The 18,142-nt window shown below is 43.0% G+C and carries 19 protein-coding genes; 12 read left to right on the plus strand and 7 right to left on the minus strand.

Annotated features, from left to right (window positions below; genetic code table 11):
* Positions 1 to 67: 67 nt before the first annotated feature.
* Positions 68 to 1,405, minus strand: coding sequence for an MATE family efflux transporter (locus AC3D28_RS18550; protein WP_488536268.1), 1,338 nt, complete (start codon positions 1,403 to 1,405; stop codon positions 68 to 70).
* A gap of 120 nt (positions 1,406 to 1,525) precedes the next feature.
* Positions 1,526 to 1,840, minus strand: coding sequence for a DUF496 family protein (locus tag AC3D28_RS18555; RefSeq protein WP_098413659.1), 315 nt, complete (start codon positions 1,838 to 1,840; stop codon positions 1,526 to 1,528).
* 331 nt (positions 1,841 to 2,171) lie between these two features.
* Here AC3D28_RS18555 and AC3D28_RS18560 point away from each other — a divergent pair, with 331 nt between their 5' ends.
* The 8 genes from AC3D28_RS18560 (at position 2,172) to AC3D28_RS18595 (ending at position 10,593) form a co-directional block, all read left to right on the plus strand.
* The gene (locus AC3D28_RS18560; RefSeq protein ID WP_179885605.1) at positions 2,172 to 2,387 is read left to right on the plus strand and encodes a hypothetical protein; all 216 of its coding nucleotides are present in this window, start codon (positions 2,172 to 2,174) and stop codon (positions 2,385 to 2,387) included.
* A gap of 169 nt (positions 2,388 to 2,556) precedes the next feature.
* Positions 2,557 to 3,207 carry a YceH family protein gene (locus tag AC3D28_RS18565; protein WP_488536269.1) on the plus strand — a complete coding sequence of 217 codons (651 nt, stop codon included), beginning with the start codon at positions 2,557 to 2,559 and terminating at the stop codon, positions 3,205 to 3,207.
* Positions 3,204 to 3,521, plus strand: a complete 318-nt coding sequence (locus AC3D28_RS18570) for a GIY-YIG nuclease family protein (protein WP_098413662.1) — start codon at positions 3,204 to 3,206, stop codon at positions 3,519 to 3,521. The genes AC3D28_RS18565 and AC3D28_RS18570 overlap by 4 nt, the downstream gene beginning before the upstream one ends.
* Positions 3,522 to 3,918: 397 nt before the next feature.
* Complete coding sequence (locus tag AC3D28_RS18575; RefSeq protein WP_488536270.1) at positions 3,919 to 5,016, plus strand: autoinducer 2-binding periplasmic protein LuxP; 1,098 nt, start codon at positions 3,919 to 3,921, stop codon at positions 5,014 to 5,016.
* A complete protein-coding gene (luxQ, locus tag AC3D28_RS18580) occupies positions 5,016 to 7,595 on the plus strand; it encodes a quorum-sensing autoinducer 2 sensor kinase/phosphatase LuxQ (protein ID WP_488536271.1) in 2,580 nt (859 codons plus the stop codon). The genes AC3D28_RS18575 and luxQ overlap by 1 nt, the downstream gene beginning before the upstream one ends.
* Positions 7,596 to 7,821: 226 nt before the next feature.
* Entirely contained in the window at positions 7,822 to 8,277 is a 456-nt protein-coding gene (locus tag AC3D28_RS18585) for a MarR family transcriptional regulator (RefSeq protein WP_488536272.1), read from the plus strand.
* A 207-nt stretch (positions 8,278 to 8,484) separates the two neighbouring features.
* Positions 8,485 to 9,543, plus strand: a complete 1,059-nt coding sequence (locus tag AC3D28_RS18590; protein ID WP_488536273.1) for an HlyD family secretion protein — start codon at positions 8,485 to 8,487, stop codon at positions 9,541 to 9,543.
* A gap of 12 nt (positions 9,544 to 9,555) precedes the next feature.
* Positions 9,556 to 10,593: a DUF2955 domain-containing protein gene (locus tag AC3D28_RS18595; RefSeq protein ID WP_488536274.1), complete on the plus strand. Its 1,038-nt coding sequence runs from the start codon at positions 9,556 to 9,558 to the stop codon at positions 10,591 to 10,593.
* Positions 10,594 to 10,733: 140 nt separating this feature from the next.
* Here the strand turns inward: AC3D28_RS18595 and AC3D28_RS18600 are convergent, their stop codons facing one another.
* Positions 10,734 to 11,660: a DMT family transporter gene (locus AC3D28_RS18600; RefSeq protein ID WP_488536807.1), complete on the minus strand. Its 927-nt coding sequence runs from the start codon at positions 11,658 to 11,660 to the stop codon at positions 10,734 to 10,736.
* 148 nt (positions 11,661 to 11,808) lie between these two features.
* On the opposite strand from AC3D28_RS18600, the gene AC3D28_RS18605 reads away from it, so the two are divergent.
* A complete protein-coding gene (locus AC3D28_RS18605; protein WP_098413669.1) occupies positions 11,809 to 12,264 on the plus strand; it encodes an Lrp/AsnC family transcriptional regulator in 456 nt (151 codons plus the stop codon).
* Between the two features lie 5 nt (positions 12,265 to 12,269).
* Complete coding sequence (locus AC3D28_RS18610; RefSeq protein WP_488536808.1) at positions 12,270 to 12,893, plus strand: class I SAM-dependent methyltransferase; 624 nt, start codon at positions 12,270 to 12,272, stop codon at positions 12,891 to 12,893.
* Between the two features lie 553 nt (positions 12,894 to 13,446).
* Here AC3D28_RS18610 and AC3D28_RS18615 read toward each other — a convergent pair.
* A complete protein-coding gene (locus tag AC3D28_RS18615) occupies positions 13,447 to 14,001 on the minus strand; it encodes an ATPase (protein ID WP_488536275.1) in 555 nt (184 codons plus the stop codon).
* A gap of 102 nt (positions 14,002 to 14,103) precedes the next feature.
* Here AC3D28_RS18615 and AC3D28_RS18620 point away from each other — a divergent pair, with 102 nt between their 5' ends.
* Positions 14,104 to 14,775, plus strand: a complete 672-nt coding sequence (locus AC3D28_RS18620; RefSeq protein WP_488536276.1) for an SH3 domain-containing protein — start codon at positions 14,104 to 14,106, stop codon at positions 14,773 to 14,775.
* A 117-nt stretch (positions 14,776 to 14,892) separates the two neighbouring features.
* On the opposite strand, the gene AC3D28_RS18625 is transcribed toward AC3D28_RS18620, so the two are convergent.
* Positions 14,893 to 15,936: a DUF4382 domain-containing protein gene (locus tag AC3D28_RS18625; RefSeq protein ID WP_488536277.1), complete on the minus strand. Its 1,044-nt coding sequence runs from the start codon at positions 15,934 to 15,936 to the stop codon at positions 14,893 to 14,895.
* 237 nt (positions 15,937 to 16,173) lie between these two features.
* Here AC3D28_RS18625 and AC3D28_RS18630 point away from each other — a divergent pair, with 237 nt between their 5' ends.
* The gene (locus AC3D28_RS18630; protein ID WP_098414489.1) at positions 16,174 to 16,413 is read left to right on the plus strand and encodes an HP1242/YdcH family protein; all 240 of its coding nucleotides are present in this window, start codon (positions 16,174 to 16,176) and stop codon (positions 16,411 to 16,413) included.
* A gap of 54 nt (positions 16,414 to 16,467) precedes the next feature.
* Here AC3D28_RS18630 and AC3D28_RS18635 read toward each other — a convergent pair whose 3' ends face one another.
* Positions 16,468 to 17,121, minus strand: coding sequence for a cupin domain-containing protein (locus tag AC3D28_RS18635; RefSeq protein ID WP_488536278.1), 654 nt, complete (start codon positions 17,119 to 17,121; stop codon positions 16,468 to 16,470).
* 211 nt (positions 17,122 to 17,332) lie between these two features.
* On the minus strand, positions 17,333 to 17,785 hold the full coding sequence (gene azu / locus AC3D28_RS18640; RefSeq protein ID WP_098413675.1) for an azurin: 453 nt from the start codon (positions 17,783 to 17,785) through the stop codon (positions 17,333 to 17,335).
* Positions 17,786 to 18,142: the final 357 nt, after the last annotated feature.

An 18,142-nucleotide genomic window follows, 5' to 3' on the forward strand; every position in this document is an offset into this window, starting at 1 on the left:
TAATTGGTGTCCAACTATTGGGGGTCAGTTCAATGTCGGGGCTTTTCTGTTGGTCGCCGTGTGAAAGTTAAGTGGTCGCTTGGTGTGAAGCTAGCGTTTGTATTGTTTTCCGGTATGTCAGGTATGCAGACATGCCAGCCATGATGTTGCCAATACACGCACCCAAAAGAATGCCTCGGATTCCGGCCATTTGAGCGCCTACCCACAAGCATGGTAGGAAAAATACAAACAAGCGCAAAGCTGAAATAGTTAATGCGGTGTAAGATTTACCTAGTGCATTACATAGAGAAACCATGAGCATACACACGCCTAATGAACCTAAGCTGATAGGCACAATCATTAAATGCATCTCTAAAACTTGCTCGACTTGACCATCACTTGTCATTAATAACGCTAGCGGGTTGGCGATGACAAATGTAATCACTGCGATTAAGAGTTGGAAGCCTAGAATGAACTTTACCGCAATACTGACTAGCGATTGAATGTCCTGATAGTTTTTCGCCCCCAGTAATCGCCCAACCATCGGAGGCATAGACATGGTTAACGCTAAAACAGAGACGATCGCGAAAAATTCGTAACGAGACCCTAAAGCCCAGGCGGCAACAGCAGCAGTACCAAAACTAGCTAAGAGCTTAGTTGCTAACATAGACGATAGTGGAGGGAGCAGTTGGCTGATCATCGCAGGCCCCATAATATTCCCGATAGAAGCAACACTTTTGATTACGTTCAGATCTTGCCATTGTGTGGTTGCCCAGTGATGCTTTTTCACGCGGGGAGCAACCACTAAAATACCAAAGCCAAACGCGACAATGGTGGCGATCGCGGCGCCATTAATGCCTAGATCTAAGGTGAAAATAAATAGGGGGTCGAGGACTAAATTTACTCCACTGGTTACCATCATCATTGTGCCTGGCAACATCGTGTTTCCATTGGCTCGGCAAATGCTGTAATAGAAATACAAAACAGCCCCTGTCCATGAACTTAGTAACCACCAAGGCCAGTAACTATCGATGATAGGCATTACTGAATCAGGTGCGCTTAATAGAGATAAAATTGGGTAGCGTAAAAGCCAAATTAAACCGCTAAATACCGCCACACCAATCGAGCCAATCATCAACACTAAGCCACCTAATTGTTTAGCATAGCGACTTTCGTTTGCTCCTAGGGCTTTCGATATTACGGCAGTCGTCGCGATACCTAAACCGACTTGAATACCGATGATGACCATTTGAAGTGGAAGGGTAAAACCCTGCGCGGCCAAAGGCAAAACACCAAGTTGGCCGATAAATGCACTGTCCACAAGTTGAAAGCTCATTAATGACAATACGCCAAATAGCATGGGCCAAGTCATAGTGAACAATTGCTTAGCAAGTGCGGGTTGTGTGCTAGTCGTAGTTGAGGACATAGAAAGCTAGATATGTTGAAAATAAGAATTAGATTTATTGTACACGGCGCTTTGTTCGGAAACAAAATAAACCCCGAATAAGGCAGCCTTATTCGGGGTTTAAAACTTAACCAGTCGCGTTTATTTTTTGCCGCTAGTTTGTTTCACTTCTTCCGTTAATTCACGAATTCGACGACTAATATCACGGCGTGCTTTAGAAATTTCTGCACTCTTAATGATGTGGTCATCAACACGGTCTTCGTAGTCACATTTCATGTTTTTGATGATCGCTAAAATTTCGTCGTGAGTCATTTCTGGTTTGATGTAGTCTAGTAGATTCTCTAGCAAGTCGACACGTTTGCGGTTATCACGAACTTTTTTTTCGTTATCAAGTAGCTCACGTTTTAGTTTATTTTTACGACGAGCTTGGCTAACGATTTCAAATACGCTACTCATAGTTCTCTTTCCTAATTTTGTGAATATCTTTCTCGATTAAAGCACAACATCCCGTGGCATAACAGCCTTTAGATCAATCGATATGTTGAATTGAGCGTTTATCAACCAATGATGATATACCCTAATCGCTCCCACCACCTCAAGGCTGCTAGCGTCGATGGCCTAGCTGTTTTCCCATGATTTTACTTTTCACCTTTGTCCAAAAATAGGTGGCACAACATCTTTCTTGATACGTTTTAGCCAAACACATCAAGATCGCAAGTCAGAATAAATCGATTCATTGTCATAACATGACCTTCACTATATTATCAACGGCATTGAATGCAAAATGATGAAACTTGATATGGACTCTGGTCACACAGCGGAGCAAGTAGACAGTCAAGAGAATGGTCAAACCAACAGCTCTGTGACTGAAAAGTTAAAAATGGCATACATCAAAGCGCGCGAGCAGCTCGAACTTACAGAGGTCGAACTTAATCGCTCGAAAATAATGATGGTCGATCAAGACGGCAATTTGACGAAAGTCCCTATTCTCTCCGAGCATTGAGACCTGACCCGATTCGCAAAAGGTGTCAGGTCTGGCGCTATGTTTTAGCCTGACACCGATACTCAAATGATCTTCAAGTGTTTCATAAGCCTCGGTTATGGGACCGAATAAAAAATCGCTAGTTTGTTTGGGTACAAAGTCAAATGCAAAAATAATAAGGAAAGGCATTATGAAAGTTGAGCTAACGGCAATTGAAGCACGAATCATTGGTTGCTTAATCGAAAAAGAAGTCACTACCCCAGATCTGTATCCTCTTAGCCTAAACGCACTCACTAACGCATGTAACCAAAAAAGCAATCGTGATCCCGTCATGACATTATCAGAGTCCGATGTGCTCGATGCCGTTGATGCGCTGATTGAGCGCAGACTGGTTAGTGACGAAAGTGCGTTTAATAGCCGTGTAAGCAAGTATCAGCATCGTTTTTGTAACACAGAGTTTGGTGACCTAAAACTCACCGGGCAAGAAAAAGGCATTGTGTGCTGTATGTTGTTACGTGGTGCCCAGACTCCAGGAGAAATTCGTACTCGAACTAATCGTCTGGCAACTTTTCATGATGTAAAAGAAGTCGAAACCGTTTTAGAACATCTAGCCAGCGAAGAAAAAGGTCCACTGGTTGTTAAATTATCACGAGAGGCGGGTAAGCGAGAGTCACGTTATATGCACCTGTTCTGTGGTGAAGTCGATATCTCAGCCCTTGCTGCACCTGCTTTGGTTTCTACTTCTAGTTCCGAGCGCGTAAGCCAACTGGAGCAAGAAGTTGCACAGCTTCGAGAAGAGCTGAATGAGCTAAAAGCTCAGGTTGATGACTTATTCTCATGATTGAGGCCGCGGAGCAATCTTGGAGTGTTTATTTGATACGCACGAGCCACAATGCGTTGTACTGCGGTGTGACCAACGACATTTATCGTCGGTTTAATCAACATCAAGCGGGGAAAGGAGCGAAAGCGCTAAAAGGAAAAGGTCCGTTAGTACTAGAGTGGTCCTCGAATTTCGAATCAAAGACAGTTGCCATGCGTGCAGAATATTACATTAAGCAACTCACAAAGGCGAAAAAAGAGCTCTTGGTTTCATCAAAACTGTGTATCGTTGTCGATGAAAACCAACAAATGCAGCTTAAAATGAAGACACCTTAACCCTGTTGTTCTCATACCAACATTGCAGAAAAACCGCCATATAAAGGCGGTTTTTTTAGATAATAATAATATTCCCATCATGTAAAAGTGTCTACAAAACAACAGAATAGAAATTTTTAGTGTGTTTAGGTATACCATGTCAGACTAATCTGACGCATAATGGGTTGGTGTTCTGTTTAAATAACTGAGTGTTGGAAATCAAAGTCTATTCGAATTACGTTTTGATGTTGAATATTAGGCGATGACTACTATCTTTTACCCAAACTTAGGTTAACTTAAGACAATTTACTATTGAAACACACACTCAGAGGAAGGTAGATTACAAAAGTAATGGATGACTCGGCTAGGTGACAAATAGAGCGATAATAAGCTCAATAAAAAGCTAAAAGAGCAATAGATGAAAAAAGCGTTAGTACTTTCCCTGATTTCAATGGCCGGTATTACTCCGGTTGTAGAAGCTTCTCAAGTCCTGAGTGGGTATTGGGCATATCAAGAGTTTTTAGATGAGTTTCCCGAGCAGAGACAACTGACGGATGCGCTAGCAGAAGCCGTTCGTGAAAAACCAGTCCCAGTGGCGATAGAGAAAAAGCGCCCGTTAACGATCTCCGTTGTTTATCCAGGTCAGCAGATCTCCGATTATTGGATAAGGAACATCAATGCCTTCGAAAAGCGCTTGGATAAGCTCAATATTGATTATCAGCTTAATCAAGTGTTCACCCGACCAAATGCAGATATTAAACAGCAAAGTCTCTCCTTGATGGAAGCGCTCAAGAGTAACTCTGACTATTTAATTTTCACACTTGATACCACGAGACATCGCAAGTTTGTTGAGCATGTATTGGACTCAAAGAAAACCAAACTGATCTTACAAAATATTACAACTCCCGTTAAAGATTGGGAGCATCATCAGCCGTTTCTATATGTTGGGTTTGACCATGCGCAAGGAAGCCAAAAACTCGCAGCAGAGTTTGGAAAACATTTTCCAGAGCAGAGCCAGTATAGCGTGATCTACTTTTCTGAGGGGTATATTAGCGATGTGAGAGGTAACACATTTATTCATCAAGTGAAGCGTGACCACAACTTTGAACTACAATCAGCTTATTACACCAAAGCAACGAAACAATCGGGTTACGAGGCGGCAAAAGCAAGCTTAACCAAGTATCCGGATGTGGATTTTATTTATGCGTGCTCAACGGATGTGGCGCTTGGCGCAGTTGAGGCTCTAACAGAGTTAGGGCGTGATGATGTGATGATTAATGGATGGGGCGGAGGTTCTGCTGAGCTGGACGCCATCTCGAAAGGCGAGTTAGACATTACTGTCATGCGTATGAACGATGATACCGGCATTGCGATGGCTGAAGCCATAAAATGGGATCTTGAAGGAAAAACCGTTCCAACAACCTATTCCGGTGATTTTGAAGTGGTTACCAAATCCGATTTACCAGAAAGAATAGAAGCGTTAAGAAAACGCGCATTTAGATACTCCGATAATTGATGACAACGACATCGAAAGTAAGAAAACGTCGCTCTTTGTCGACGCTCATTACTAAAATCATTATTCTCGTTCTTGCTCCGATTATTTTAGGGATCTTCGTTCAGAGTTATTACTTTTCCAAACAGATTATTTGGCAAGAAGTCGATAGGACGAAACAACAAACATCCGCATTGATTCTGAATATTTTTGACAGTCATTTCGCGGCGATTCAGATTCACCATAACAGCAATTCGAAAAGTGATGTTGTTCTAGACTTCTACACCAAGCGTAATGAAGAAACCCTGAATTACTTTTTCCTTAGCATTGACCAAAATGATCCCTTACACACACCGGAATTTCGTTTTTTATCGGATCATCAAGGTATTATCTGGGATGACGGTAATGCGAATTTTTATGGTATCAATGACTTGATGCTCGATAATATCGCCAGCAAAGTCACCTTTAGCAACAATTGGTATTATGTGACTTCACATACCCAAATGGGAACACGTCATCTGTTCGTTAGACGAGTCCCCGTACTGCAGCCTAAAACCGGTGAAGTGATGGGGTATTCCTATAATGTTGTCGTTCTAGATAGTAACTTTGGATTAATGGAAAGGTTAAAGAATGAAGGCAATGTTGATAACGTTGTCTTAGTCGCGAATGACATTCCGGTAGCCAGCTCATTGATCGGAGATGAGGTTTATAAGGTCTTTGACGTCCTCAAGCGTAGAGAGTCACAACGAAAACTGGATCAGTTATTGGTCATTAAAACGCCGATTGAAGTCAATGCAACAGCAACCGATCTGTGTTTACTCACGGTGCAAGACAATCAAAGCGTTGTCACACTTCAAATTCAGCACCTATTAGCCATGTTAGCTTCGGTTATCGGGATGGTAATGATTGCGCTGATGACCAAAGAATGGATCGAGAATAGGGTGGTGGAAGAGCTTAGTTCTTTAATGTCTTACACACGCTCTGCGAGAGAAGAAAAAGGCTTCGAACGTTTTGGTGGTTCTGGAATTGAAGAGTTTGATCATATTGGTTCGACGCTAGAGAGCACCTTTGAGGAACTTGAAGCACAGAAACGGTCATTCCGCGATCTGTTTAACTTTGCGTTATCACCCATCATGGTGTGGTCAGACGGGGGGATGTTGATACAGATTAACCCCGCAGCGCGAAAAGAACTGATCATTGAAAGCGATATTGCTGAAACGATGCATCCAGTGTTTACACATTTCAAAGAGAAGTTGATGCCGCACCTCAGTATGGCTGCACAAGGTGCCACGTTAACCGGCGTTAATGTGCCAATTGGCGATAAAGTTTATCGCTGGAACTTATCTCCCATTCGAGTCGATGGAGGTATTAGCGGTATTATTGTTCAAGGACAGGATATTACGACTCTTATTGAGGCTGAAAAACAGAGTAATTTGGCCAGAGCAGAGGCTGAAAAGTCCGCACAAGCTCGCGCCGATTTTCTAGCTAAAATGAGCCATGAAATTCGTACCCCGATTAACGGCATTTTAGGGGTCGCTCAATTATTAAAAGGCTCGGTAGAAACGGAAGAGCAGAACAATCAAATTGATGTGCTTCGACATAGTGGCGAGCACCTATTGGCTGTTTTAAATGATATTTTAGACTTCTCAAAAATTGAGCAAGGTAAGTTTAATGTTCAGAAACACCCATTCACCTTCACGGATACGATTCGAACATTAGAAAATATCTATCGACCGATTTGCGAAAACAAAGGGGTCGACCTTATCATTGAAGACAACATCGATACTAATGTTGAAATCTTTACTGACCAAGTGCGTCTTAATCAGATTTTGTTTAACCTCGTTAGTAATGCGGTCAAATTTACCCCTTCCGGCAGTGTACGTATAAGTGCGGACTTAGAACAGTTCTATGGCGCCGAAAACAGTGTGTTAGTGGTGGAGATTGCAGATACAGGCATAGGTATTGATTCGGATAAGCTCGATCAAATGTTTGAACCTTTTGTTCAAGAAGAAGCGACGACGACAAGAGAATATGGCGGCAGTGGCTTAGGGCTGACGATTGTGAAAAACTTGGTCGATATGCTAGAAGGTGACGTGCAAGTCTGCAGTCAAAAAGGGCTGGGTACGAGGTTTGTGCTCACCTTGCCGGTAAAAGATCGTGAGCGAATATTAACGCCACTCGATTCGGATCTTCGCGTTAAGCCTAGCGAGCTGTTTGAAGAGAGCTTGAAAGTACTGCTGGTTGAAGACAATCATACCAATGCGTTTATTCTGAAAGCTTTTTGTAACAAATATAAGATGCAGGTTGATTGGGCAAAAGATGGCCTTGAAGCGATAGAATTCCTAAAAGTTCATGCTTACGATTTGATTTTAATGGATAACCAATTACCGCACCTTGGTGGTATTGAAACAACCGAAGCGATTCGACAGGAACTAAAACTAGGGACCCCAATTTACGCGTGTACCGCAGATACTGCAAAAGAAACCAGTGATGCATTCATGGAAGCGGGCGCAAACTACGTATTGCTTAAACCGATTAAAGAAAATGCCCTGCACGAAGCATTTTCTGACTATAAGCAGCGGTTCTTAATTGATCGGACATAGTCACTTTTACCTCATTCAGTTTAAGTTACCTGAGCTCAGCGCTGAGCGATACACAACACAACTCAAATGCTTTTGAGTTGTGTTTTTGTATTGGTTAACTCATCTTTACTCGTATTTTTATAATCCTTATGGTTTATCATTTATCTCGATCACGTCACAAAAAATATTTACTTAGCGTGCTAACCAAGTTATATTACTTAGCACGCTAAGTAAATGAGTGAGTCATATGATTCAAGATATCGACATATTGAGAGATCTTTCCCTTGCGGAGAAGCTTTCCCGCGTTGCTCGTTTATGGAAAACGGTGGCAGATCGAGAATTAGAGCCATTAAACCTGACATATCCTCGCTGGACCGCTTTATGGAAGCTTTATCGATTGGGCGATAATGTCAGCCAGAAAAAACTCTCAGAAGCATTAGAAATTGAACTAGCCTCGCTGATGCGAACTTTGAAATTACTTGAAGATCAATCTTTCATTACCCGACATTGCAGCGAGCATGACAAGCGAGCGCGTATTGTGAGTCTTACGGCAGAAGGGAAAGCGCTAGTTACGCAGGTGGAGGCACGAATTCTTCAAGTTCGCAGCAAATTACTGGCGGATATGGATGAGCAAGAGTTACAAAAGCTTGGATTAATCCTTGAGCAAATCGCTCAGAATGCTCTGAATACACTTAGCGAATAAATAATACCAGTCAAAATAAATATGTGATCATTCTTGCTTGTTAAAATCACTTATAGCTTCGTTGTCGATTTGGCAGTAGAACAACCTGTTCGCTAGCTAACGGCAATCTAACCCTCGATCTAAGCGATGTTTATAGCGTCATTATTTGAACACCTATTTATCCTCCCGATTGGTATCAGAAACCGAAGAAAGAGAAGTAAAACACCTATGACTCCAGACCAAAAATTCGCACGTTGGATCAAATGTTCTTGCGTCGCGTTTGCCCTTGTCTTTGCCTATTTTCTGGTTGCGGATCTAGTCATGCCCTTGACGCCGCAGGCAATGGCAACTCGTGTGGTAACCAAAGTGGTGCCACAAGTGAGTGGACAAATTACACGCTTATATGTAGCTAACAACCAAGAAATAAACAAAGGCGACCTGTTATTTCAGGTTGATCCCCAATCGTATCAACTCGCGGTTGAGGAAGCTCAGCTCAACTTAGAGCGCGTAACTCAGAATAATGAACAACTGGATGCTTCTATTGCTGCGGCGAAAGCGGACGTTGAAGCCAGCAAAATTGTCGCTGAGCAAAAAGCCCGTGAAGCGAAACGTCTTGAAACTTTGTTTCACCGAGATGGCACTTCACAACAACGACGTGATGATGCGAACAGCAGCGCAACAGCAGCAAGAGCCAACTTACTGGCCGCTCGTGCACGTCTGAAAGAGCTAGAGGTAAACCGAGGCGACTTGGATGCGACAAATTTGAATATCCGTGTGGCACAAAACCAGCTTAAACAAGCGGAGCTTAATTTATCTTACACTCACATCGTGGCTGAACATGATGGTGTGGTTGCGAATCTGCAATTCGAAACAGGTGCTTACGCCGCAGCCGGAACACCTCTTGTGGCGTTAGTATCGGATGACGTTGCTATTATCGCGGATTTTCGTGAAAAGAGTTTACGACACTTCAACCAAAACAGCCGTGCGTTGATCGCCTTTGATAGTTTGCCAGGCGATGTCTTTGAAGCGAGTATTACGAGTGTGGATGCAGGAGTCAGTTCGGGTCAGTTTGATGCAGATGGACGATTAGCGGCGCCCACCGATTCTAACCGTTGGGTGAGAGATGCGCAGCGTTTACGTTTACACTTAGCCATTGATGGGGCACAACCACGAGCATTCCCTGCTGGCGCGCGTGCCACCGTACAATTACTGCCAGAAAGCTGGCTGTCGGGTTACTTAGCAAGGTTTCAGATCCGTTTTTTGAGTTTTCTTCATTACATTTATTAACGGGGAGGTGGTATGAAATTATGGGACCACCCCATGTCGGAAAACGACTTCCGACAGTGTTTACGCATTGCAACCGGCGCTTCTATTGGTTTTACCTTATGTAAGGTGTTCGGCTGGAACTATGGGGTCTTTTTTACCGTAACGCCAATGCTGTTGCTTGGTATGGTGCCAGTCATGAGTTTACATGCCGCACGTCAGCTGATTTTTGCCGCCGTCGTGTGCGGCCTAGAAGTGGGCATTCTCGGTGGTTTATTTGGCGGACACCCCGGTATGATGACGTTAATGGCTTTCGGGCTATTTCTCTATAAATTCGCCTGTATGTCAAAAGGAAGTTTATTCCTGTTTGGTGCAAACAGCGTACTCAGCTTAAGTATCATGTTGCACTTTGCGAGCTACCCGACGGCGGATCTTAATGAGCTAATCTTCAGTAATCTACAAGCGAATGTGCTCTCTGTCATTGTGGCTTACTTAGTTACATTCTTGATCCCTGATGCGGAGTCTCGTCAACCACCGGCAAGAGCACCGGAGCCAAAGCAACGCCAGCGGATGCGTCACGAAGCGCTAATGGGGGCCAGCATTGCGACGCTGTCTTTTCTGGTGTTTCAAGTTTTCGATCTCCGTGACTCGATGTCCGCTCAGGCGACGACCTTGCTGCTATTGTTTCCTATGCATTGGAATGGTGCGCTGGGATACGCACGTAAAAGAGCCATGGGGACGTTAATGGGGGTAACCTTCGGTATTGTCGGCCAGCTCGTACTTTACGATTGGTCAGATACCTTACTGTTTATTGTTCCGTTACTTTGGATTGGCGCAATGATATTCAGTTACATGCATGTAAAAGAATCGAGTGGTTCAGGTGCGGGGTTTGGTGGGTTAACCACGTTAGGTATTTTGTTTGGCCAATATCTCACGCCAAATGGCGATTTGATCTTCAGTGCATTGTATCGAGTGAGTAGTATTTTATTTGCGATCGTCATTACGCTGCTAGTGACATACGCGATACACCGAGTTCTTAACAACTTTGAGGCAACTCGCTTTAGCCAACAGTAAGCTATCAGACGTTGCTGGTCAGAAAAGACGGCTCCAGCAACGCTCTTGTGAGTTTATGAGTCACCTCAATCGGCTTTTCATATTTTATTCCCATTATCCAGTCTTTCACCAATCTCTTAACATTCGTAATTAAGCATCGATTATCGGTGAATTGGTGGGCGATAAGTTTGGCCCCCCTTATTCTTCATAAAGATTTGGCTCGCCACAATACTGCCACAGGTCACCAACATCAGAGCCAACCAAGTAAGCGAATCTGGCTGCTCACCAAATGCAGGAATAGCGAACAGTGTCGCAACCACCGGCGTTAACGAACCAAAAGCGGCACTGGCTTCTGCTCCGATTATTCTGATTGCGTAGATATAGGTAAAAGAAGCGATCAGGCCAGCCCCAATACCTTGAAGCATAGCGTGGGCAAACAACTCATCCCAAGGCCAATATTTGAGCGGAGTTACTGCTAAGTGGCTGTCTATCCAACCAAATCCAACAGCGATAATAAGTAATAATAAAGAGGTTATTGCCACGAACCCTGCACAGACGTGAGCGTTAAGGTTGGCAACTCGCGCACTGATGGTGAAGATAGCCCACAGGATGCTACCCGTTAGAAAAAGGCTATGACCTTGTAACTGAGACCAGTTGTACTCGGCGTCAATGTTAGAAAGAAGGAAAACGAAAATACCTAATAAAACAGTTGAAAGCCCTACCAAGCGATGGGAGCTGAGTGACTGCTTATAACACAGCACTGCAATCGCAGAAACAAACAGTGGCAGCGTGCCTGGTACCAACGCGCTACCGTGCGCAACGGGAGCGTAGTGCATGGCAGTTCCTACGATGAGAAAATAGGGTAAGCCACTACCAATAACGACACCAGCCAGATAACGCTTAGGCACAACGCGAAACGCTTTTTTATTTTTAATCACGAAGGGTAATAAAATCAAACTTGGGATAAGAAATCGAACTAAGGCGATATCAGCGGGTTGTAAGATGGAGATCGCGCCTCCTTTTAGAGAAATGAAGAATCCAGACCAAAGCAATAAGGTCATTAATATAGCCGCGTATCCCAAAATCATTATTGGCGTGTCCATGTGTAATCAATGTGTTAATTGTTGAATAGAATCCGCGCTAAGTGGGGGCAAATTTTGACGAAATTATGTTTAATATTGGTAATAAAATGCGTATAAATGTAACTTGATAGTAATTATTGGCAGGAAGCGATGAATGGACAAAATTGACAGGCAACTGCTCAGTTTAATGCAAAAAAATGCCACACTGACGACAGCGGAGCTAGCCGATCGAGTAGGGTTATCGGCATCGCCTTGTGCAAGGCGCATTAAAAGGCTAGAGCAAGAAGGGGTGATCAGCGGCTATCGCGCAATAGTTTCAAGAAGCACAGTAGGTATTGCAATGACTGTTTTTGTGGAAGTCAGTTTGAATAATCACCAAGCGGCGTCTATTGATGAGTTTGAAAGTGCTATTGTTGAAATGGATGAAGTGATTTCATGTCATGTGGTGTCGGGAGCATATGATTACTTGCTCGAAGTGGTGAGTAAAGATCTCGCTGGGTACGAGGCGTTTACCCGAAAGCTACAGCGATTAGAAAATGTGAAAGACATCCATACACACTTGGCGATGAGGCAAGTGAAAGGAAATGGGAGCGTGCCGATTTATGCGTAAGAATGATGAAATTCCTCGATAGACTCAAGATAGCGAATTATCACCGCAAGCGGTATCGGCAATTTGGTAACGATAGAGCTAGAGCGCTTGGATGGCAAGACAAGTACAGTCAGATCAGTCGATTTGAAGCGTTGTGTCGCGGGTTTAATTTAGACGCCACCAGCATTCTAGACATTGGATGCGGTTATGGTGACTTGCTGGAGTTTGTTGAGCTTAGTGGTCAAAGCCCTAAAAGGTATATTGGGATTGATCAGCAAAAGCGATTTGTTTCTGATGCCAGAAAGCGGAACTTCCGCACTCCGAGCGACTTTATATGTGGCGACTTTTCCAGATTCGTTCTGCCTCGTTGTGATTACGTGTTTGCTTCAGGCTCATTGAATTATCAATCAGCGAATAAAAGTCACACCATTGAAATGATTGAGAAAATGTATTGTGTTGCTGAAAAGGGATGCGCTTTTAACCTCTTGGATGAAGCCAAGTTACCTAGTATGAGAATGTTAGCGTCGCACAATAAAGAAGGCATATTGCGTTATTGCCGATTGTTATGCCCAGATGCAAAGTTAGTCGAAGGGTATTCAGAGCATGACTTTACCATTGTTATGATCAAAAAAGCGGAATCAGTTTCCTGACTCCGCTTCATAAATTTTTAAGCCTTATTGGTGTCTGTAATGCGAGATTACACAATTACCAGTGTATCTATCAACTTTGAATGAGAATGCAGCGGAATGGTACTCCCTCCCATCACTCCATATTGTTTCTCCGAAGATTTTACAAAGGTCCAAGTCATTGATTGAACCGAACTCTTTTACGTGCCTAACTACTGACAAAAACTTGGCGTTGGTAGTATTAGGACAATCCCTGTAACTTAATCGATTGATAACCATTGTTATAGTATCATCTCCAGCCAAATGTGACTTTTTATTAAATTTTATGAATGGCTAACCTAACCAAAAATTGTCCATAAGTAAAGCATTATTGTGACCTATGTCTCTATAAGTTAGCTGGCTTGGTTATGGTTTAGTCAAGTTTGTTAAAAGGAATCGTCTCAATTTTTACATACTAAACTGAGCGAGTATAAATCTGACTTAAAAGTACGAATTGCGTCCAATGCTGAAGTGAAAATATGATACCGGAGTTTCACTCTGGAGACACTTTTAGAAGATATTGCTTCTGCGACTGGGCTTATTTCGACACATCTTGTGCATACTGCAAAGCACGAGCTTCTTTGTCGTATTGTTGAGCTAGTGCCAAATACTGCGAAGAGAGGCGGGTATAATCATCTGCCAATTGCAGAGCGTTCGTGTGGTACCACTCTGCGCTGATCTGATTGGTGATCGCAACCTCATTTGACTCGAGGCATTTTTGAGCGAGTTTCTTCCAGCTATTCGCAGACCACTTCGATTGAGTACTGAATGTGATCAGTTCGTTGGCTGTGTCTGTTAGCTCCTCGCGATATTGAATTGATGCTTTTAATTGGCTTTGAAATACGTTTTTGTTGGATTGGGAACGCCAAAGCAAAACGAGTTCATGCAGTGAAAATATTTGTGACAATAACTGGCGCTGATTATGATCGGCTAAAAGTGTATTGAATACTTTAACATGTTTATTGTAATTGGACTCTAAACGATTGAATTGGGTAAGATTGTCATTCCATGACGATTCGGTACATTGAATATTGGCATACCCTAAAGTAGGGAACAAAAGAAACAGCAGTATCCAATGGAGTTTGTTGATCATTATCGCTCGCGTAAGTTAACTGATTCTTTTTGAGTATATACCCAAATAACCGCGGCATGATTGTTCTTAGCGAGATAAGCATAAAGAATACAAAGGAAAAAAATGAAAAAAATTCTCACCGCAGTGGTGGTCATTTTGTTACTCAGTGGTATCGGCGCGGGTTATTACTTCTTATTTATGCAGAAAGATGCAGCAGAAGAGCCTGCGGCCACTCAAGAGGAAAACGCACCAGTAGAAAAGGAACGGCCGTTAAAGCCCATTGTGGATTTGGATCCCGAGCCACCTGAAGTGACGGAATATTATGTTATCAAACGCCGAATCAACGCTCACAATAAACCAGATGATAATGGTTTGGTTGTCGATACTTTGTATAAGGGAGAAAAAGTATCGGTGCTAGAAAAAGTCAAAGGCTGGTATCGTATTTCAGGTTATCTTGTCTACAAAGAAGGGGGACAAGAAACGGCAGAATGGCTCAATGCCGAAGGACTCTCTGACGCAGAGCCTGTCATCAAGGAGCAGGAACGGTTAGAAATACTTGATGGCTATTTACAGAAGTCGGATGATTTGAGAGTCCACTTGGATATCTTCCGTATTAAAACACAACAGTTGCTAAATGACGAAACCTGCGATCCGAGTGATTTTGAAGAGCTCGGTGGCTGGGTTCGCTCTGTCACCTATAACCAACGTAATGTTTACTTTATTTACTGTGGTGGGTTGGAACAAGAAAACAAAATTTATCTAGATGTCGATAAAGGTGAGATCTTTTACCGTTAGCTGGGTTTGAGGCGTTATTCAGATAGAAAGTCTGCTTTTTAAGCATCAAGAAAGGGTTGGTTAAATGAACGCTATGTACAGACCGAGTCAATATTGGCTCGGTCTGTACATTCAGAGCTAGAAATTTGCGTTAGTTTGTGAACCAGCCGTTACGTTTAGTCCACTCGTCGATTTATAAATGCTAAAGGTTTCGTCTGCGACAATGCCTTCTTCAGCATCGTCGTTTGCGGTACAGGTATAGCCCACAGAGTAAGTGCCGGGCTGCACAAAACCAAATTCATATTCGTAATTCATATCATCAATATCAAGAACGACATTGGCTGCAGCAATCGGCATCTCTTGACCTTCTACACCAGCAAGCGGCCCCATATTGTCTTTTAAGATATTTCCAGCATACAAGTAAACGGCGTGTACATACCCATTATTACTTAGTGTATCGGTTTCACAGTTTTGGTAGTTTAAGGTTGTCACGTCCCCCTCAATCTCACCTGTTGTGACGGTATTAATCAAAGTGACGGAAGTGCGTTGAATGCTGTATCCCTCGTTTTGACTTGTCCCGTCTTTTAACCCTCGACGTAGATCAAACTCAACCACGAATTCATTATTGTCCGGGTTAACCGTAAAAGTGTCGTTAAAGAACAGCACGCCGGTGTTCGGTTCTTTGCCGACGCCTTGTGGACATGCACCATCGCCTTTCACTGTCAAGGGAACCTGGTTCCCTGTCGCTTCATCAACGACGTAAGACGGGTAATTGGGGTGGGCGCCATCGTGAGCAAATACGCAAAGCTTGTAGTTGCCAATGGGTATTGCTTCATCATCAATGAGATCTTGTGCATCACTGCCTTGAAAGTTGAGTAAGTTAACGCTTAAAGGTAATGGTTTTTCGTTTGCTGCAAGAGGGTTGCCATTTTCATCTACCCAGTTGCCTTCATCATCGGTTTTATACACATTGAATATTTGTGGTGTGCCTTCATCAACATCAATGGGAAGAAACGCGACTTTGTTATATGTGATCACCACTTTAGATAGGTCGTCAACAGGGGCATCGGATACAGATAACGTCACCGGTGTCATGGTACTGACAGAATCACTGTCTGAATTACAGCCAATAAGTGCGACGGTCACTGCTGCACTGATTAAGCCCATTTTTATGCTATTCATTGGATTTGCCTTGTGCCTTTTTGTAAGGAGAGTATTAAATGTAGTCGATAATTGACCAAAATAGAGTGGTGAGAAGTGAGCATACCGCATGCTAAAGAGAAGGAAGACACTTGAAAGCGTTCAGTAAAAGTGTGCTCAAATCGACGATATAGTGCTCAATGAAGTGCTATGGTTAATAATGTGTCGCTCGAAAAAAGAGCGGAGATATACATTAACAACGCTAGCCAAGAGGTCTTTATGTTAGGTGAAAATCACTCATTAACTCATGAATTTCCGGAACATTTGGATACCATCACTCAGCTCACAGAAAACGATGCGTCATTTGCTGAAACCGTTAAAAACTATAATGCGTTAGATAAGAAAATCCGCGTACTAGAACTGCAAGGAAATCCGATTGATGACCATGAAATGAACGTGTTAAAACTCAATCGAGCAGAGCTAAAAGATTGGCTCCATTCAAAAATCATGAGTGCTTAGTGACGCAATAATTACCGGCTCGTGTATGTGAGCCGGTTAAGCAACGCTTAAGGATTAGTCTATTGGTAGATGCCCAGTTTTTACCCAAATGACCGTTTCTTCCTCAACATAAGGAAAGTGTTCGCTCTGATGTGGGTTTCGTACCCAAGTATGTTTTGAATAGCTTCCGTTCTCGTCTTTAAATTCTCCAAGTAAGACAAAGATCTCTTCGCCACCAAAGTGACGATGCGGTTGAAACTTCTCACCCTTCGGGCATTTCACTAGCGCAACGTGCTCGTGTTCAAAGTTATGCAGTGGCATTACTTGCAATCCGCCAATACCGGGCAGCCATTGAGCTTTATTAGTCTTGATGCACACTGTTTCAAGATCATGAGGTGCGAACTGGTTGAGCTTGACCAAGATTACACAACCTTCTCTGCTAAAGGGCGCATGTTGGCTACCCGGAGGATTACGCAAATAAGTCCCCGCTGGGTAGTCACCATTTTCATCAGAAAAGACACCTTCCAATACCAATATTTCTTCGCCAAACGGGTGAGAGTGGGTCGTGAATTGTGAGTGAGGTTCATACTTCACGACGCTGGTGGTGTATCCGGACTCTTTTGCTTCTCTCTCCAATGGTTTACGCCAAACCCCAGTAGCAGGGCTGGAAACCCAATCTTGCTTATCTGTGTTGACAACAATTCTTTGAGAAAAATCCATATTTAACATGCTGAAATTCCGTTGATTATATGGTGTAAATAATGCACTGATCCTGTGTTGCTCTACTTCAAATTCATGTCAGTGTAACGAACATTAGAATCAACTAAGCTTGTGCGAGCAGTTAAGCTAAAAATGGCCTAATAAAAATAAAGCCAGTCACTGACTGGCTTGGCGAAAGCTTTTCTCTTAGTAACGGTTTACCAGAAATCGACTTACGTTCTTATTTGAATTCAAACTTACCCTGCATGACTGCCCAGTGGCCAGGGAATGAACAGAAGAATGAGTAATCATCGCCCGCGTTCATTTTTTCTGTGCTGAAGGTGATGCTTGTGCTTTCTCCACCGCCAATCACTTTTGTGTAAGCATAAACACGATCGTCGTTTGGCTTCACGTAGTTGTTTTCTGCACCTGCGGCCATTCCATCAGTGCCTACCGCTTGAAGGTTGGCAGTGTCTGCGATCACTACGTTATGACCCATAGATTGTGCCGGCATTTTGCCAGTGTGGTTTAGCGTCAGTTTTACTTCTTCACAAGTGGCTGGCACGCTAAGCGTTTTAGTAGAAAATTGCATCATATCGTTAGCATCCAACGAGACTTCACACTCGGCATTAGCTTGTGCGCCAAAACTCATTCCAACAAGTGCGAAGGTTGCAGCTAATAAACGTAAAGACATATAACACTCTCCATTATGTATTTTGGTCTGACTTGGATTAATATCATCCAATAGTTCTCATTATCAGTCAAATCTCGCTTTAAAAACGTGCTTCAACCGGAAAATTGACGCTTTATTACAAAGTTAAGAAATCATAACGTTGTACTGATTGATTGTATTATTTGATCACTCAGGGATCTTATTTCACACCACCGCGTGAGTTGTATCGAACAGAACAGAGAAAAGAGAACAAAGTGCAGGGGGTAATAATAGCGGTGTCCAACAGAAGCCAAAAAAGTAATGTTTGTAGAATCATGTCCCTTCTGGACTACTAGTAGGGAGATAAAAAAGCTCAGTCGGTGACTGAGCTTTCTGTAA

Source organism: Vibrio sp. TAP-3B, assembly GCF_057784735.1.

Excerpts from the sequence above, each read along its gene's own strand:
- AC3D28_RS18550 (WP_488536268.1), bottom strand. The coding sequence starts at position 1,405 with ATGTCCTCAACTACGACTAGCACACAACCCGCACTTGCTAAGCAATTG.
- AC3D28_RS18555 (WP_098413659.1), bottom strand. The coding sequence starts at position 1,840 with ATGAGTAGCGTATTTGAAATCGTTAGCCAAGCTCGTCGTAAAAATAAA.
- AC3D28_RS18560 (WP_179885605.1), top strand. The coding sequence starts at position 2,172 with ATGAAACTTGATATGGACTCTGGTCACACAGCGGAGCAAGTAGACAGT.
- AC3D28_RS18565 (WP_488536269.1), top strand. The coding sequence starts at position 2,557 with ATGAAAGTTGAGCTAACGGCAATTGAAGCACGAATCATTGGTTGCTTA.
- AC3D28_RS18570 (WP_098413662.1), top strand. The coding sequence starts at position 3,204 with ATGATTGAGGCCGCGGAGCAATCTTGGAGTGTTTATTTGATACGCACG.
- AC3D28_RS18575 (WP_488536270.1), top strand. The coding sequence starts at position 3,919 with ATGAAAAAAGCGTTAGTACTTTCCCTGATTTCAATGGCCGGTATTACT.
- luxQ (WP_488536271.1), top strand. The coding sequence starts at position 5,016 with ATGACAACGACATCGAAAGTAAGAAAACGTCGCTCTTTGTCGACGCTC.
- AC3D28_RS18585 (WP_488536272.1), top strand. The coding sequence starts at position 7,822 with ATGATTCAAGATATCGACATATTGAGAGATCTTTCCCTTGCGGAGAAG.
- AC3D28_RS18590 (WP_488536273.1), top strand. The coding sequence starts at position 8,485 with ATGACTCCAGACCAAAAATTCGCACGTTGGATCAAATGTTCTTGCGTC.
- AC3D28_RS18595 (WP_488536274.1), top strand. The coding sequence starts at position 9,556 with ATGAAATTATGGGACCACCCCATGTCGGAAAACGACTTCCGACAGTGT.
- AC3D28_RS18600 (WP_488536807.1), bottom strand. The coding sequence starts at position 11,660 with ATGATTTTGGGATACGCGGCTATATTAATGACCTTATTGCTTTGGTCT.
- AC3D28_RS18605 (WP_098413669.1), top strand. The coding sequence starts at position 11,809 with ATGGACAAAATTGACAGGCAACTGCTCAGTTTAATGCAAAAAAATGCC.
- AC3D28_RS18610 (WP_488536808.1), top strand. The coding sequence starts at position 12,270 with ATGAAATTCCTCGATAGACTCAAGATAGCGAATTATCACCGCAAGCGG.
- AC3D28_RS18615 (WP_488536275.1), bottom strand. The coding sequence starts at position 14,001 with ATGATCAACAAACTCCATTGGATACTGCTGTTTCTTTTGTTCCCTACT.
- AC3D28_RS18620 (WP_488536276.1), top strand. The coding sequence starts at position 14,104 with ATGAAAAAAATTCTCACCGCAGTGGTGGTCATTTTGTTACTCAGTGGT.
- AC3D28_RS18625 (WP_488536277.1), bottom strand. The coding sequence starts at position 15,936 with ATGAATAGCATAAAAATGGGCTTAATCAGTGCAGCAGTGACCGTCGCA.
- AC3D28_RS18630 (WP_098414489.1), top strand. The coding sequence starts at position 16,174 with ATGTTAGGTGAAAATCACTCATTAACTCATGAATTTCCGGAACATTTG.
- AC3D28_RS18635 (WP_488536278.1), bottom strand. The coding sequence starts at position 17,121 with ATGTTAAATATGGATTTTTCTCAAAGAATTGTTGTCAACACAGATAAG.
- azu (WP_098413675.1), bottom strand. The coding sequence starts at position 17,785 with ATGTCTTTACGTTTATTAGCTGCAACCTTCGCACTTGTTGGAATGAGT.